Source organism: Pelagicoccus albus (assembly GCF_014230145.1).
Lineage (GTDB): Bacteria > Verrucomicrobiota > Verrucomicrobiia > Opitutales > Opitutaceae > Pelagicoccus > Pelagicoccus albus.
In genome coordinates this window covers 245,974-263,774 of sequence record NZ_JACHVC010000008.1, presented here as the reverse complement: position 1 = coordinate 263,774, position 17,801 = coordinate 245,974, and the positions used below count along the sequence as shown (strand labels likewise).

Annotated in this window: 8 protein-coding genes; all 8 read left to right on the top strand. The window is 53.9% G+C overall.

Features of this window, described 5'->3' with window-relative positions:
• Positions 1–928 precede the first annotated feature (928 nt).
• Entirely contained in the window at positions 929–3,220 is a 2,292-nt protein-coding gene (locus H5P27_RS09485) for a tetratricopeptide repeat protein (RefSeq protein ID WP_185660165.1), read from the top strand.
• Entirely contained in the window at positions 3,195–4,802 is a 1,608-nt protein-coding gene (locus H5P27_RS09480; RefSeq protein ID WP_185660164.1) for an exosortase/archaeosortase family protein, read from the top strand. Before H5P27_RS09485 ends, H5P27_RS09480 begins: the two co-directional genes overlap by 26 nt.
• A gap of 459 nt (positions 4,803–5,261) precedes the next feature.
• The gene (locus tag H5P27_RS09475) at positions 5,262–6,911 is read left to right on the top strand and encodes a tetratricopeptide repeat protein (RefSeq protein WP_185660163.1); all 1,650 of its coding nucleotides are present in this window, start codon (positions 5,262–5,264) and stop codon (positions 6,909–6,911) included.
• 10 nt (positions 6,912–6,921) lie between these two features.
• Complete coding sequence (locus H5P27_RS09470) at positions 6,922–9,189, top strand: tetratricopeptide repeat protein (RefSeq protein WP_185660162.1); 2,268 nt, start codon at positions 6,922–6,924, stop codon at positions 9,187–9,189.
• Positions 9,186–10,841: a tetratricopeptide repeat protein gene (locus tag H5P27_RS09465; protein ID WP_185660161.1), complete on the top strand. Its 1,656-nt coding sequence runs from the start codon at positions 9,186–9,188 to the stop codon at positions 10,839–10,841. Before H5P27_RS09470 ends, H5P27_RS09465 begins: the two co-directional genes overlap by 4 nt.
• A gap of 353 nt (positions 10,842–11,194) precedes the next feature.
• Complete coding sequence (locus H5P27_RS09460) at positions 11,195–14,287, top strand: polysaccharide biosynthesis/export family protein (protein WP_185660160.1); 3,093 nt, start codon at positions 11,195–11,197, stop codon at positions 14,285–14,287.
• A gap of 21 nt (positions 14,288–14,308) precedes the next feature.
• The gene (locus tag H5P27_RS09455; RefSeq protein WP_185660159.1) at positions 14,309–16,522 is read left to right on the top strand and encodes a GumC family protein; all 2,214 of its coding nucleotides are present in this window, start codon (positions 14,309–14,311) and stop codon (positions 16,520–16,522) included.
• Positions 16,523–16,567: 45 nt separating this feature from the next.
• Positions 16,568–17,725: a DegT/DnrJ/EryC1/StrS family aminotransferase gene (locus H5P27_RS09450; protein ID WP_185660158.1), complete on the top strand. Its 1,158-nt coding sequence runs from the start codon at positions 16,568–16,570 to the stop codon at positions 17,723–17,725.
• Positions 17,726–17,801 lie beyond the last annotated feature (76 nt).

The window sequence follows — 17,801 nt, the reverse complement described above, 5'->3', positions numbered from 1 at the left end:
CATCAACCGCAAGAAGCACAGAGAACACAAAAGACTATTTAACAAAATTACATCTTTGTGAATATTGTGCCTTATGTGGTTAATACCCTGCACAACCTGATTATCACTTCCAAATCATTCGCGTCCATTGGCGGCCATTAGCGGTTAAAAACAAAGCTCAACCTAATCAAACCTGCCCGCGAAGCGGATAATGCCCGAGCAACGCTCGGATCCAGAGAGCGATAGCGAACGATGTAAAAAAACCACACAGCCCGACTAAAATCCTGCACTGAAATTGATGACCACAAGAAGCACAAGAGACACAAAGTAGAGGATACAGAACAAACATCCTCTGTGAATTGTGTGCTTTATGTGGTTAAACAAAATCAACCAGAACAATATCCTGCATTGAAATTATTAGCCACAAGAAGGCACAAAAATCTAACCGATGAAGGATCGGAGCTATAACTCCGACATAGAATTTTAAAAGCCGACTTTTGGGAGGCAGATCCAACCAAATCCTTTTTGTGCCTCTTCGTGGCTAACAAACAAAACACAACCAGATCTAACATTTTAACATCGCGACTACGTCGCTGGATCGCCTGCGGCGGCATGATCTCAGCAGAGCTGAGGCAGGTTTGATCCGGCCATCCGGATCGCGAGCAAGCTCGCTCCTACAGAAAATCAGATAGACAGTCCTGCACTGAGAAATGAAACCACAAAACGCACAAAAGACACAGAACTCTTGATAACAAACCCACATCCTTTGTGATTTTTGTGCCTTATGTGGTTAAACAAAATCACTACCTGATCAAAAAATCATTCGTGTGCATCCGCGGCCATTAGCGGTTAAACAAAACACAACCCAATCACTCTCAAAAAATCGCGAGCAAGCTCGCTCCTACCTCTGCGGGATAAATAATACCCCTCCTGCTTTCACGACTCACCCATGGCTAAAAACCCACTCATCAAAAAAAATCGATATAGCGGAGGCTACGGGTATGGTTATGGATACGGGTATGGATACGGCGAGGACGTCCCCCTCCTACCCCAAGGCAAACGCAATTTATTCATCGCCCTCGGCATTATCGCCCTCGGAGCACTCTGGCTAGGCTACCGTTTCTACCTTTGGCAGGAAAACCGACAACTCGCAGCGGCGGATCTATCCTGGGCTGAAGGAGAAACTGAAGCGGCCTGGGACTACATTGAAGCGGTCAATCCCGGAGCGGTCGGGCTGGAACGCTACGAGAAAATTCGCCTTACTCTGCTTCTGGAAAGGGATCCGGCAGCGGCCAAAGCCTACGCGGAAGAAATCCTCGCTTACGAGCTGGAGCGCAAAGACCCGAGCTTCCCTTGGAAAGCCCTGCTGCTGGCCCATACCCGCATTCAGGATTGGACGGGCTTGGAAACCGCTCTGCAACGAGCCCTCAAAAGCGGAATGCTACAGGAGGACTCTCCCGAAGCCTCTACGGCGAAAGCTTGGGTGGCGCTGGGCAATAAGCGCTTCGAAGAGGCGTGGCCCCACTTGCAGCAGGCTTTACTTCGTAATCCTTTCGACACGGAAGCCCGTCTGCTTCGCTCCGAGCTTCAGGCGGGCAGCCCTTCGCAGGGCGATCGCAACCAAGCGGTGGTCAGCCTGCGAGAGATCATCACTCGCAACAATTCCGATTCGGTGAGAGCAAGTTTGCTGCTCTTAGCCAGCGGGCTCATGCCCAACCTTCCCGAGGACTGGAAAAGCGAAACGGAACGGCTCTCAGAAAACCCGTATCTGGAATCCCACTACCTGTTTTCCAACAAAAAGGTTTTGCAGATTGTTCTGGGACGTGTTCGGGACCGCAATACGGAGTTGAGCTATCGCCTAGCGAAAAAGCTGGTTAGCCTGCCGGAGCCAAGCGAAATGGAAATAGCGGAGTATGCTTTCTATGCCCAAGAAGAAGGGCATTTGGAAGAGTCGGCCACTGCGATAGAAAGCTACCGCGAAGTATCCGGGAATGGGAGTTTGAGCAATTGGCTGGAAACGCGACAGAGCTGGTACGGGCAAGACTTTGAAGCCGCCCTGCAAGGTTGCGAACAGGGTCTTAAAACCGCGGAAGCAGGTCGCTTCTTATCCTTGCTGGCTGCCTTTGCCCAAGATCAGGATTTTGACATACCGGAAACACTGCAGAAGCAAGCCCTCTCCCTGCTGGTCGACTTTCCTCGCTTGAACCAATTTCAGTGGGACTTTGCGGCCCGCAAGCTTTGGCCACTGGACGAAAGCCAGCACAAAAAGCTGGAGCGGCAAGCCTTGGCTTTGTCCTCAAAGAATCCTTTAATCGCAGGTCGCTTTCTGGTCGATCATCGGCTTGGCGAATCCGCACTGCAGGCTCTGCAGAGCCTGGAGCCAGACCTGCCAAACGCGGCCATTGAACTTAAATTCCGGGCACTGGTGGAAGTCGGTTCTTTGCAGCAGGCGGAGGAATTGCTGAATGGATCGGAGGCGATCACCGAAATGACTCAGCTGAGCGGTAAACTGATGCTGGCTTTGCTGGCCAAGGATTCCGCCCAAATCGAAGCGGCCTGGCAAGCAGCCTGGAACTATTGCCAAGCGGAGCGTAATCCAGTGTTTCTGGCACAGTTGGGCGACCTTTGTTTCGAATACAAAGCCACGCAGAAGGCTCAGCGAGCCTATCGTTTAGCTCAGGAGATTTCTCCGAATCTCCCTATTTCCTCCGCCTCCTTGCAGCGGATCGCCACCTTGGAGCTTGATGCCAAACAAACCAGCACGGCCCTGCACATGATTGAGTTGGCCCTGAAGAAGGACCCTAAAAACGTGGAGCTGCAACGGCAGTGGAGCTACTACAGCATCCTGCTTAACAACAAGGTGCTAGAGGCCCGTGACATCTTGCGAGAGCTCTACGAGCGACGTCGCGAGGACCGGGCGATTTCCACCGCCATGGCCTTCTCCTACTTGAGAACCGGCCAACAAGGCCGTGCCCTTTCCTTGTTGAATTTGGTGCCGCAAAACGAAGCCACATCGGACTCGGCCAAAGCGATTCGCTACGCGGCCCTCATCGCCAACGGCAAAGCAGAAGAGGCCGCGGAGCTAAGAACTCAGATCGACGAAAGTAAGCTGCTACCCGAAGAGGTAGCGCTCATCAACGAATTCGAACCCGTGGTCGTAGAAGAAATCGTCCTGCCCGAAGTGGATGACGAAGCAAGACTCTACCAACCTGAAAATGTCGACCCCGACGGAACAGAGTAGCGCAAAAGCCCACGGCTCGACACTGGCGACAAAACTGTTGCTGCTTTCATTAGCTTTGGCCTGGGGGCAGTTTCTCTGGTTTCTGCACTACAGTTGGTCATCCGCTTCCTCCTACAACTATGGTTGGCTAGTGCCTCCCCTAACCGCCTTGCTGCTTTGGCCTCGTTTGCAGGAAGGCACGAGAAGGAATGCTAGCTCGAATGCTCCTGGCAGCTTGATCTCCGCTATCATTTTCGCAGGACTGCTTGTATTTGTGATGGCTCGCTTGCTGATCGAAGTGAACCCATTCTGGCGACTTCCCCTCTGGTTAGGAGCGACCACCCTTATCGCAAGCAGTTGGGCAACAATCTATCGATTATTCGGAGCTAAGACGGCGGCGAGTTCTTTGTTTCCGCTTCTATTCAGCCTAACAATGGTGCCGTGGCCCAGCCTCGTTGAAAAGCGAGTCGTCAATTCTCTTACGACCCTAGTCACCCACGTCTCCGTCGAATCACTACAAATCCTCGGCAATCCGGCAGAGCAAATGGGAAACCTAATACAGATCGGATCGACCGTCGTGGGCGTAGAAGAAGCCTGTTCGGGTATCAAGTCTTTGCAGGCTCTCAGCATGATGGCCCTCTTTGTAGGAGCTTTTTGGGGACTTAAAGTTTCGGGACGTATCCTTCTTGTCGCGGCGGCGGTATTACTGACCATCCTGTTCAACCTAGCTCGTTCCTTAACCCTTTCTCTACTGGTACTGAACGGGGGGCAAAACCTTTTCGATAAATGGCATGACACAGTGGGCTACATCGCCCTTGGACTCGGCTTGGGGACATTGTTTTTGATTGGCTCTAAATTACCCAGCTCGATCCAAAAACCCGACGGAGCTTCGAATGAAGTGTCAAAACCGATGCCTCTAAGACTCAGTCCTAGCCTAGCAGGGATCAGCCTAGCAATCGCTTTGCTCCCTTTTTTTATTAGCGAATTCTGGTATCAGGACGAAGAAAATCAATCCAACGAGCAAGTGGACTGGATCGTGGATTTAGACGCCTATGCATCGCCAGAAATAACCACCGACCAGCAAACTATCCCACCAAGGGTGGAGGAGATCTTGGGCTTCGACTACGGTCACCATTTGACCTTGCAGGATGCCAATTTGAAACGACCAGCGGAGCTCTGGTACTACGGATTTACAGGGGAATCAAAGAGCAAGAGCCTACAAGCTTACAGCCATACACCTTCTATCTGCATGAGCGGCTTGGGTGCAGTGATGGAGGATCGGATGGAGACCTTGAGCGTAGACCTCGGAGCCTTGGTTATTCCATTTCAACACTTTTCTTTCCGCCTCCCCAACGGCGAGATGAGCCAAGTCTTCTGGTGCCTCTGGGATGACCTTCATCAAGGAGCCACAGAGTCTATAGAAGGGCATCCACGCCTCGCTCAATTTAGTGCCTTCTTCGAACGCAAACGTAGCCTGAAACGAAAGATCGCCTTGCTAGGCATACCGAGCGACGACCCTCAGCTTGCCCGTCAAGAAGCCACCCGCCTCGTGCGATCCCTTTTCCTCCTGCAAAAAGACGGTGAAACCTTCCGCTACCGATGAGACAAGAAACGGTAGGAGCGACCTTGGTCGCGAATCAACAAACCAACGATGAAAACCACAAGAAGCACAAAAGACACAAAGTAGAGAATACATAATAAACATCCTCTGTGAATTGTGTGCCTTATGTGGTTAACAAAAACACACAACCAAATCAAAAAACTTAACATCGCTCCTGCGTCGCTGGATCGCCTGCGGCGGCAGGATCTCAGCAAAGCAGAGGCAGGTTTGATCCGGCCATACGGATCGCGAGCAAGCTCGCTCCTACAAAAAAACTCCTGCACCGAAATTGATGACCACAAAAAGCACAAGTGACACAAAGTAGAGAATACAGAACAGACATCCTCTGTGAATTGTGTGCCTTATGTGGTTAACAAAAACACACAACCCGATCATCCTTTCCAAAGCATTCGCGTCCATTAGTGGACATTAGCGGTTAAAAAACTGCACTTCCCTTTCCTCATGAATCAACTTCGAGACAGACTGATAAACTTCCTCAACTCGCGTCCCTTCTTCGTGGCGGGAATCGCGATTTTCATCTGCTCGCTGATGGTCTTTGCCCAGCCGGGTTACCGTTACTTTAAGAAGCTTCGTTCCGAGGCGGTGCTGGAGCGATCAAAAGAGCTGGTGGAAGAAGAATCCTATGTGCAAGCATTCCACAAGGCTCGAGCTGCGGTGATGCTAAACGGCGGGAACATCGAAGCGGCTCGCGAGCTGGCAAAACTCGCCTTGCGATTCAATCACCCACAGGCGGCCAAGTTCTGGGAAAGCGTTATCCAAAACGAAAAGGTTGAAGTCTCCGATTGGGCCTACGCGGTGGACGCCTCGTTCCGCAGCGGCGACTACGCAACTGCTTTTGACTACTTGCTGCGTTGGGATGAAGCAGGCGTAGATGATCCATCGGGATACGCCTTGCGACAAGCTCAAGCCTATGCCTTGGCAGGGCAATTGGCCAAGGCTCGCGAACTGGCGGTCGCCGCAGTAGAGGAGTTTCCGCAAGACCTGCCGATTCACAATTTCTACCTGCAGATGTCGAACATGCTGGCGAGTCCGCAGGAGCGGGAACAGATCGCCCAAAGCTTAATCCTAAATCCGGATACTTCTCTACGTGATCTGATCTGGATCGCATCCAACAGTCTGATGCCAAAGCGACAGCGACTCGATGCAGCAATAGCAGGCATGGAGGTAGGAGACATCAAGCTAACCGAAGAGCTTCACCTTTTGGATATTGCCGCCAAGCTCGAATGGACCGAGACCGATGCTCGTATCGCAAACACCCGAGAACGTATCGATCTGGAGGATACCGAGCAGCTTTCCGCTTTCACGAGTACGCTCTGTATGTTGGGACGGTACGAAGAAACGCTGGCTTTGATCGATGACAAAACGGCGGAATCGGATCGCATCTTGATGCGAAACCGCCTGCTGGCCCAAGTGAAAGCGGGAGGAATCGAAGAAACCTTGGAGATGACTTCCAATTTTCGGGCCGAGCGTCTGACCACCTTTGCGGAGGAAACTTTCTTGCGGGCCCTCGCCTTTCAGGAAAGCGGCGACGAAGGCTTATACGAGAATAACATCAACCAAGCGATCGACTCCGCCGAGTTCGAGGACCTTGCGTTTTTGGAATACCAATTCCGCCAACTGGGCGAAATCCGGGCCCTGCTCGAGCTTTACGCCCGGGTCAGCGAACATCCGCGCTACGGCATGCGGGCACGGGCCTTTTGGCTAAACCTGGCCAGCCAAAGTGGATACGAAGCTGAAATTTCCAAAGCAGTGAATGGCGAGCCGGACTGGCTCAACGATCTCTTGGACCCAAGGCAGCTATCCAATGCGGTTTACTACACGCTGCTCTACGGAGATGACAAAGGGGTTGCTCGCTACCAGGCGGAAAAGCTGGCTTCCAGTTTCCGACAGGATCCCAGCTATCAGTTCCTTGCCGCTTTTGCCTATTATCAAGCCGGCCTAAAGACGGAGGCCCAACAGTTCATCAGCGGGCTGCTGGAGTTCCTGCCTCAACTGGATCGGCGTAGCCAATACATCGCCGCGGTCATAAACGATCAGGCCTTCCAAGGAGCGAGCGAAACTCTGCTGCCGCGCGAACGAGCCCTGCTCTAAGGGAAGCCTGATGAGCGAAATCGGAAGCCAGCCCCCTTCGAGCTCCGAGGAGAAATCGAGTCAGCTCTCCACCTACGAGCTCTCGATTAAACTGCATCGCAGTGGTTGGGTCAACGTCGGGCTATTGGCTGGTGCGATCCTTTTCAGCGGTTCATGGCTGGGCTGGAAGTACTTTGCTCGTGAAAACCAGAAGCAGCTCACCGCGGCAAGCATCGCTTGGAACGAGGAAAATCCCGAGCAAGCCTGGAGCCTTCTGCAAAAGGTGAATCGCAACTCCGGCAACGTAGAGTCCTACGACTTTCAAAGTGCCCTCATCTTAGGGGAACGAAATCCCGAACGTTTGCTATCCGAGCAAGGTATCGAAAAAACCAAGACAGCTCACCTTTCCCTCAAGCGCCAAAAGCTGATGCTGCAAGCAGCTATCGCTGCCCAAGATTGGCTAAGGCTGGAGGCCTTCATCTCTACCCTTGAAAGTGACCCGAGCTTTCCCGATGACGATCCAGATTTGCTCATCGGCCAAGCATGGCTAAGCCTGCGACAAGGTGAAATCCAGCCAACTCAGCAAAAGATCCTAGCTGCCTTACGTGCAAACCCAAGCCACTCGGACGCCCAGTTGCTCCGCTCTCAATTACAAGGGTCCAGCGCAGACCCCATGGAGCGAAACCAGGCCCGACAAACCTTGAAGGAGCTGAGCGAATCCCATTCGCCCGAAGCCCTGAAAGCTCAAATAGCCCTCATCACCTCTCCCCTCCGACCCCGAGAAACGGATCGCTTGCGGAGTCTGCTTGGAGAGCTGAAACGCAATCCGTATTTCTCCAGCCACTACTTGCTTAAGAAGCCAGCCGTTTTGAAAACGCTGCTTAATGCCAATGGCGAACTCGACTCGGAACTGGGACTGGACCTAGCCCAGCGTTTGGAGCGTTCGGGGGATGCCGATGAAAACGAGCTGCTAATGCTAGCTTACTACGCGCAGGAGCAAGGCGAGCTTGAACTGGCTAAAACCAAGTTAACGAACCTTCAATCCGAAGGGGAGCCATCCTACCAGCTGCGTTACCTTGTCGCTCGGCAAGCATTGATCGAAGGCGATACCGGTGAAGCCATCGCAGAGGCCTTACCGGGATTGGAATCGGAAGGCTCAGGGCAATTCGCTCGGTTGCTGCTACAGATCGCCCAAAACAAAACGGTATCCAATGAACACCGACAAGATGCCACTGCCGCTCTGATCGAGCAGGAAGAGCTTCCCTTCCCCCTTTGGCTTGCTGCGGCGGGCCTGGCTTGGGAGCAAGGCGAGCAGATGAGAAATTCGGCCATCGCCTCCGGCCTAGAGCAGGCGAGCAAATATCCCTTGGAAGTCGCACGATTCCTAGCAGCTCATGAGGAAGCGGCCAAAGCTCTGGAAATCCTAGAGCAGTCAGGAGAACTCAGAAAGTCGCCTCTGGGCTTCGGGACTGAACTCTCTTGTCTGGTCAAATTGGAACGCTACCAAGAGGCAAAGGCCCTGCTCTCCACCTCCGAAGTCTATATCTCTTCGCTCACTCTTGCTTCGGGACGGCTCTTACTAGCCTTTGCGACCGGGTCTGCCGAAGAGGTCCAAAACCTCTGGAAAAAGGGGATCGCCCTCGCAGCCGAGGAAACAAACGTCAGCTTAAGTCTCGGGCACCTGGCGAAACTGGCCTTCGACTATCAGCAGCCCAAACTCGCTTTGGAAGCTTTCCGCAAATCCTCCCAAGCCGGTCCCCTAGAAGGCCTGCCTTCCCAGCTGCTTTTGAGTTACCTGGAACTCGAGCGTCAACAGGGCAATACCGAGCGATGCCTGCAGCTAGCGAAGCTCTGCGAGAATCAAAATCCGGACAACCTGGCGATCCGAGCTTGGACCGCTTATTTTCAAGTCTTGCTGGATCAGGAGATACTGAACGCAAAGGATACCTTGAGCCGGATCCTGCAAAGCAATTCCAGCCTTCCACTCGCGCAGGATGGACTCACTCTTGCCTTCCTTAAAACCGGCCAGCCGAAACGAGCCCTTGCACTACTGCCCGAAGAATTGGAAACGGACGGGCAAGCCAGCAGCCGACTGGCGATCTGGTACGCCACCCTGGAAGCAAACCAGGCATCGGAAAAGGCCCAAGCGATTCGAGCCGAAATCGACGTGCAAGCGCTACTCCCCGAAGAGAAGTCGCTCCTAGAGAGCTACGCTCCATCAGTTCGCGAAAAGATCGAACTTCCCAGCGAAGAGGAACTGCAGCTCACAGCCCCTAAAGAGAGAGGACCCGAAGCATGATCCTTCTGAACTCCGGCACGACCTACTTTTTCAATCGCCACCGCATCTGGATAGTCCTCCTCGCGGTATCAATCCTAGCGATTGGAATCGGGCTGCAGCCCGCTTACCGCGGTTTCAAAGCCTGGCGGGCGGAACGCGTATTAACGGAATCCCAAACCCTCCTCGAGGAGGAGGCCTACCTACGCAGCTTCCAGAAAGCCCAAACCGCTGTCATGCTCGACGGCTCGAATAAGGAAGCTTCACGTCACTTGGCCGAGCTGGCCCTGAACTTCCGTCACCCGCAGGCCCACGAATTTTGGCGTAAGCTTGTTAATACCGCCGAAGCGACGGAGAGGGATTGGGAGCAAGCCGTCGATGCTGCCCTGCTGAGCCAAAATGCTAGCGTGGCCTTCAAATATCTCGAGGAATGGAAAATCCGCGACCAAGCAGAGCCAGCTGCTCTGGCTCTCCGTGAAGCACGGGCCTTCCTGCTGGTGCAGGACTACCGGACCGCCCTTTCCATCGTCTCGCAGGCCTTGCAGTCCGGTACGGTGAATCGGGACCTACAATTCCTTTACCTGAACCTGAGCGGAGCGCTCGCCGAAACGAGCGAATTGGAAGCGGCAATGTCGCGAGCCCTGGAATCCCCGAAACTGGATCAAACTACGCTTCTCTGGATCAGCATGCAAAAGGAGCTAAGCGACGAGACAAGAATCCAAGCATTGCGGCGACTCCTGCAGGTCCCGGGGCTTGGTCTGCGCGAACAGCTTCAGCTCGGCCTCAGGGCCGCTCGTCTGGGCGACAAGACGTTTTCCGCTCAACTCGAAAGCCTAAAGCCTCAGATCGATCTAGAAAACGCAGAACAACTCGACCTATATGCCCAGAGCCTCTGGGAAACTGGCAAGGCACAGGCAGTGGTGGACCTACTGGAAGCCAGTGCGGTGCCGCTAAGTGGATCGACCCAGGCGACTTTAATGCTGGCCTTGATCGAACTAGGGCGAGCGGATGAGGCTCTCGACTTTTGCTCGGACCAGAACCCGGAAAGCAAAACAAGCCTCGCCCAGGAAAGCCTCATCCGAGCGATAGTTTTCCAAAAACAGGGAGCTCGCTCCAAGCGAGACGAAAACCTGCAACGCGCCCTATCCGAAGCTGGGCTAGACGACTTGGACTTCTTCGAGCGGGAGATGCAAAGGTTGGGACAAGCCGAGCAGATGCTCGCACTGTACCGCCGCTTGGCCACCGAAACAAAAACCAGAGGCCCCCTCTTCCAGAACTGGTTCGACATGGCATTGGATCAAAAAGACGAAAGCGAACTGCTATCCTGCATTCTCGCCTATCCGCAGGATCTTGTGAAAACACTTCCACCCGCCAAACAGGGACAGCTCAACTATTACGGTTTACTACTGGCAGGCGATAAGGCTCCATTTATCGAAGCGACCAAGAGCTGGAGCGCTAAATTCCCATTGGAACCGCTCAGCCGCGAGCTGCTGGCCTTTGCCAACTGGCAAGAAAACCGGCCCCAGCTCGCCAAGGAAACCCTAAGTCTACAGGCCGCGAAATCCCCAGGCAAAGAAGCGAAGCTTATTCGGGCCCTAATATTGGGTGAAGAATTGCCCGAAACGGAATTGCCTTACCTCGAAGCAGAATTGAAACTTCGAGATCCCCAAAACTAAGGTGTTCTCTTTTACATCTGGTCCATTTCTTAGGACCTTTACCCCTGTTTTTTGTAAAAAGAAAAAGACAGCCATAAGGGTAACCCCTAATTTTGGACCCATTTTGCCACTTACTGCTCCTTTAAGCTCCGTTTGAGTCCTGATTTTCCCACCTGAAATGCCAAAAATGGCGGTTTCGGCCCCGTTTTTGGACGTTTTTTCCCCTCAGCGGCCCTCTTTTGAGTAGTACTACTCTCGGGTTTCAGCCCGAGGGGGTTGGTGGAAAATATGAAAGGGGCTTATACAAGGCCACTTTTGGCAAATATGGCTATTTAAACTTTTTTTATAAATACCAATGTGAGACAAGCAGAAGCATGAAGCCTGTATTACGTACATTAACCCACAGCGCCCGGGAACTGATTACTCCCAATAAGACGTTGCTAGCGTCGACCCTTTTGGTCTCCGCATTGCTGACTGGTTGTTCAAGAGAGTCTGAGAGCTCCGCGAACAACGGCGTCAGCTCGGCCGAAATGGTCGACCAACTCGTGGCGAGCTCCCAATCGGAATCCCAAGCTCCAAGCGAAACCCTAGCCGAAGAAAAACCTGAAACCCAAAAACCTCGCATCGATCCCGTGGAAGAACGGGAGATCATCGATCTGGTAAACGAGGTCATCGGGCAAGAGTCCCTTCCTATCAGTGAAGCCATGTCCGCCTACGCGGTGGCAGGCCTGGAAGTGGAAAAGGCAAAAACCCAATTCGCCAAGGCAAGTTTCTCTTACGAGCAGGCCAAGCAGGCGATCGAGGAAGCCAAAGCAGCCCTCGCAGCAGCGGAAGAAAACCAGCTGGCTCGGGCCCAGGACGTAGACGCCGCCGTCGAAAGGCTGCAAAGCCTGAAGCAGGAGCTTTCCCGCCTCGAAGCGGAGCGCATCTCTGCAGAAGTGGAGCTGGACAAAGCGAGTTCTGCCCAAAGAGACCGCCAGTCGTCTCTCGCCAATGCCGAAAGCGATCGCGACGAACTGCAAAAGAAGCTTGAAGAAACCGAAGCCAGACACACCGCAGCGGTGAAGGCCTTGGAAAATGCTGAAGCGGAGCACAAGCGTCTCTTGTCAGCGGCCGACCGAGCGGAAGGCTCTCGCGATCAGGCCATTCAGAATCTCGCTCGAGCGGAGCAAAACAAAGAGCAGAAAGCTGCTCTTCTTAAAGTCGCCGAAGAAAAGCAGATGCGGGCTCAAAGCGTAGTGGCTGATAAACAAGCCAGCTTGCGCGACGCAGAAAGCGTTTTGGCATCGGCTACCAAAAGCCGCGAAGCAGCCCAAAAGGAACTGCAAAACCGCAAAGCGACCCTCGAGATTTACGTCAACAAGGTAAACGAGCTGAAAGCGGAACTCGCCGCTGCCGAAAAAGCGGTGGAAAGCGCCGAGCTTAGTCTCGTAAAGGGTGACAAGGCCCGCGACGACGCTCGCGACGCTCAGCTACAGGCTCGTTCCGAAGCATCGGACGCTAGTAGCAAGCTGCGCGACGCCTACAACGATTTGAACCGGGCAAAGTCGAACCTCGACAGCGTGCAAAGCGACAAGAACTCGGACGAAGCAGCTCTTGCTCAAGCCAAAGCCCAGCTCGAAGCAGCAACTCAAGCGGTCGCCGCCGCCGAAACTGCCAAGCAGAACGCCGATGCGAGCTTGAAGCAAAAGATCAAGGAGTACCGCAAGGCGGAATCCAACTTCGTGGCCGCCGCCCAAGCGGTGGAAGCTGCCGAGGATGAAGTGACCCGCCGCGTGGCCATCATCAAGGAGAAGAAGCAGGAACGCTCCGTAGCGAGCGCCGAAGTGCGCGCCGCTGAGCTAAAGCTGAAGGAATCGACAAAGGCCTTGGCAAGCGCTCAAAAGTTCTACGCAGCCGAGAAGGAACAGTACGACACCGCCCTAGCCTCCAAGAAGGACGCCGATCAAGCGGAGCGTAACGCAGAAATCGCTTACGCACAGTCCAAGGAAGATTATTCGAAAGCCGGCGACGAGCTACGTTTCGCTAAGCGTCGCACTTCCGAGATCGAAAGCCTCGCTCGCTCGAGCAACCGCGACCGCGAGTTGGCATTCGCTAACGTGCAAAAGGCGGACTCCGCCCTGCAAAGCGCTTTCGCCGCCGAAAAGAAGGCCTCCGAGATCACAGTGCCGAATGCCCAGGCAGCCCTCAGCCAAGCGGAATCGCAGTTCAGAGCTTCCGTAGCCGCGGTATCCGCAGCTCGCGACAAGTTCAACGAAACCAGCAGCCAATTGGTACAGGCCCAGCAAAAGCTGAAGCAGCAGGAAAGCTCTCTCGACCAAGCGGTCGATGCGGTGGAAAGCGCCGTTCGCCAGATCGCTGCCAACAACCAGAAGGTTAACGCCATCTCCTCCGACCTTAGCACCGCCAAGGTATCGGTCCAAAAGGCAAGCCAGGATGTCAACGCCGCCGAGGTCGCTCTTCGCGATGCGGAAAGACAGCGCTTGGTCGCCGAGCAACGTTACATCGCCCAAAGCGAAACCGTTAACTCTGCTAAGCAGACTCTGGCCCGGGCCGAAGAAACCTTGGACCGCGTTCGCGAAGTTTCCGCCAAGGCGAAGCTCGCCGTGGCAGAAGCCAAGAGCCAACAGGAGTATCGCGAAGAATCCCTTCGCAACGCCAAGGCGCTTTACTCGAAGTCGCTCAACCGCTTCAAGCAAGCAGAGGGTCTTTATGTGGTCGCCTACGAACGGGTGAAGGCCGACATCAACAGCTCTTCGAATGATGATCAGCTAAGCGAAACCGAGCCCGCTCCGGAAGTTGAGCCCGAGGCGAAAAGCAATCCCAACTACATCTTTCCAAATGATGAGATCGTAGTCCCGGTAGTCGATGTGCCTGAAACTGAAATGTATCAGCCTTCGGATTACGCAGAATCCTTGGAAGTCCCTTCGATCCCAAAAATCGAAATGACTCCAGCCGACAAGGATAGCTACAAATTCAGAAACAACGACTATATCGAAGTTTCCGTAGTCAACGAACCAGACCTCGATACAAAGCAGCGCATCGACCAGTACGGGCGCGTACAAGTCCCTTTCCTCGGATCGGTAAACGTGGCAGGACTGACCTTGCCACAAGCCGAGCTGCACCTGCGCAACCTCTACGTGCAGCAGGAATTCTTCACCGATCCGAAAATCAATGTATTCATCCTTGAATACGCTCCTCGCGAAATATCCATCGTGGGCGAGGTACACGCCCCTGGCGTAATCGAACTGACTTCCGAAAGCGACTCCATGGACTTGCTCGAAGTCATCAGCCGCGCCGGCGGGTTCCGCAAGGTTTCCAAGCAGAAGAACGTCGAGATCAGCCGCCAAGTAGACGGAGCCGAAAAGAGCTTCGAAGTAAACATAGCTGACCTGCAGCAGGGCCGTATCTCTCCTGAAGACGAACGCCGACGCATGCTCCCCGGGGATACCATCCTCGTTAACTAATTCAAGTAACTCTCTCTATCGATGAACAGCAACTCCTACAGAAAAGGCAGCGAGGCGACTCGGGGCGAAAAGCGACCCAGAAAAACGCCTAGACGCTCGAACCTTCAGTACGCTTACCGCACCTACGTTTGGAAAGGGCTTGGAATCGCTGCCATCGCTGGTCTGACGACCTTGCTTGCTATTCGTCTGCAACCGGAGCTCTTTGCAGCCCGCTCACGCCTCATCATCGAGCCCGCTTCTTCCGCTGGACAATCCCTTTGGATCGATGGCGGGTTTGACTCCAGCTATCCTAGCATCAACACCCATGCCGCTCACATCACAAGCAGTGCCTTCTTGGAAGTCTTCTGGGACGGATTGAGCGATCTGGCCAAGCAAAAGGCAATGAAGCCTTTTTCCGATCTCGAAATAAACCCGGAAAATGGGGTTAACATTTTGCGTAGGGCCATCACTGCTACGCAGATCAACGACTCCCAGCTCCTGGAAGTCGAAGTCTCGCATCCCTACTCCTATGTATCCAAATACTTGGCTGACGAGTTGGCCAAACAGTATGCGAGCTATACACGCGAGCAGCTAGAGAAGCGGACCACTAGTGCGAAATCGGATCTGGAAAAGCTAGCCTTCGAACGGCGTCAAAACCTCTTGGAAGCGGAAAAGGATCTCCGCGAATTTCGCAAAAGCTCCGGTCTCGCTTTAACCGAGGGTGGCGACGATTTCGTAAGCGACCGTCTGAGCCAAACCAATAGCGCCTTGCTAAAGGCTAAGATCGATATCCTCCAGCTGGAACGTACTATCGAAAATAGCATCGCCGCACAAGAAGCCGGCCCCGACGCCCTGCTCGCCTTTGAGCCCATCAAATCAAACCCCATCGTCCGCAAGCTGAAGTTCGAAGGCGAACAGCTTCGCATGGAGTTGGAAGAGATGTCAGAAACCTATCAACGCCGCCACCCGAAACGTGTCGAGTTGGTTGACGCCATTGCAGAGAACCGCCGCCTGCAGGAGTATGAGGCCAAACAAATCATCGACGCTCTGCACTACGACTACAACGTAGCGAAGGAAGTCGAAGCTGGGCTCCTCAAGGAAATCGAAACCTTGGAACGCCGCACCCTTTCCAACGCCGGAGCGCTCGCCCAGTATGACGTGCTAAAGCGTAAGCTCCAAGCCCAGCAGTTAGCCTACGACGAAGTTCTAGGAAGGCTCTCAAATAGCCACGCTTCGACACAAAATCCACCCGCGCCGGCCCGCGTATTGGATACTGCCATACTACCAGAGAAGCCCGACTACCCAACGTCCAAGCAGCTCTTTGGCTATCCACTCACCGCCGCCGCTCTGGGATTCTTCCTCACCCCCATTTTCCTGATGGGAGGCAATACTCGCTTTAAGATTTGGGATGACATTGAAGAAGAACTCGGTACCCGCATTTTGGGTACGCTTCCACAGATCCAAAGCAAAGAGCCCGGAGCAGCCCGCTACAATCGCTTCCTGCGCAACCGCAAGCGTCGTCTCCCAGCTCTTAACTTCCACTCCGTAAAGAATCCGCAGGCTCGCGAATCCCTATCCGGACTCGCCACCCAGCTTCTGCTCGGACCCTTCTCTCGCGGCAGCCGCGTTCTGCTAGTTACAAGCCATGGCGAAAACGAAGGCAAAAGTACTACCGTTTTCAACCTCGCCCAGGAGTTTGCGAAGGCAGGCAAACGTACCCTCGTCATCGACTGCGACCTGCGCCGCGACGTGCTGAGCAAGTCTATCGAAAAGAGCGGAGCCATCGATACCGCAAAGGGGCTTAGCCTGGCGGACTGGTTTAAGACCAGCTCGACCCGACGCGACCGCGCCCAGCTCGCAATCTGCAAGTCCAACACTCACGAAGGCATGGACTTCATTCCAGGCGGCGACGGCAGCGAAATCACCTCGCGCCTCTTCCTCTCCCAGCTATTCCAGCGTTTGATCGCCAAGCTTAAGCTTCCCTACGACATCATCCTCTTGGACAGTCCTCCTGCGGGAGCATATTCGGACGCATTGCTGTTGACCACCGTAGCCGACGAGGTTCTCTTTCTAATCCGTGAAGGAGCGGGCGACAAGATCGGTATCAAGAAAACCTTACACACGATTCGCAGTGGCCACGCCCACATTGCAGGCGTCGCACTCAACGGTCTCTCTCGCCGTCAGATCCAAATGATCGGAACCTACTACGAACGCGAAGACGGCAATAAACCGCCCGCCGGCTCCGACGCGGCATAAAATTCGCTGTAAAACAATCCTCCTCTTAATCGTAGAAATCCAACTATGTCCTACTCTCTGCACGAAAGTCCTATTCCGGTAATGAAACCTCTGCTCCCCACAGCAGATCTCATTACTCCATACCTCGAACAAATTGATGAGAATCGCTGGTATTCAAATTTTGGACCTCTCGTTACACAGCTTGAAAGCAGGCTGGAGAAGCACTTCGGCGTTGAAGAAGGCACGGTAGCCCTCGTTTCGAGTGCGACCTCTGGCATCGTGATGGCGATGCGTACCTTGTCCGTACCTCGCGGTTCCTACTGCGCCCTGCCCGCATGGACCTTCGCAGCGACCCCTGCAGCGGTCTACAACGCAGATATGGTCCCCTTTTTCGTAGACGTAGACGAGGATACGTGGGCCGTTGATCCTGAGAGCCTGCTGCAGATTCGCGAAAAGATCTCCGCGGTGGTGCCAGTCGCTCCGTTTGGAACACCTCTGGACATGGACCATTGGGAGTCTTTCCAAGCTCGCACTGGTCTGCCCATCGTGGTCGACGCCGCCTCGTGTTTCGACTCTTTCGCTCGAGTTGATTCATTCAGAATTTCCGAAATTCCAGTCATCCTAAGTCTACACGCCACCAAGACTTTCGGTTGTGGCGAAGGCGGACTTATCATCTGTAAGAACAAAGACTTCATTAAGCGTATCAAGGACCTATCCAATTTCGGATTTACCGATGAGGAAATGTACGCCCGCGGCGAGAATGCCAAGATGAGCGAATATACCGCCGCAGTAGGCCTAGCCGAATTGGACAATTGGGAGAACAAGCGAGCCCACTACCAAGAGCTTTCCGACCTTTACTCGAAATACCTCGGCAACATCGGCCTCCAGAACTGGAGAAGTGGCGACTGGATATCCTCCACCTCTATCGTTCGTCTTCCTTTCGACCGCGTGGAGGATGTAGTCAATATCCTCAAAAGCAAAGGCATCGAAACCCGCCGCTGGTGGAGACGCGGATGCCATCATTTCCAAGCTTACTCTGAATTTCCAAGACTTCCGCTTATCACCACCGAAGTGCTGGTGAACTCCGCCCTCGGCCTTCCCAACTGGATCGGCATGACTGAGGAGCATGTCAAACGCGTCATCTCCGGGCTATGCGAGGCGATTCAGGCCACCGACCCGAGCCGAGCGGTCTCGATCTCCCCAAAGAGCGAGGCGAAAGCGTAACACTCTGCTAATCACAGGCATCATACGAAACGGCGACCCCCACAGGTCGCCGTTTTCGTTTAGAAAAATAGCTCGA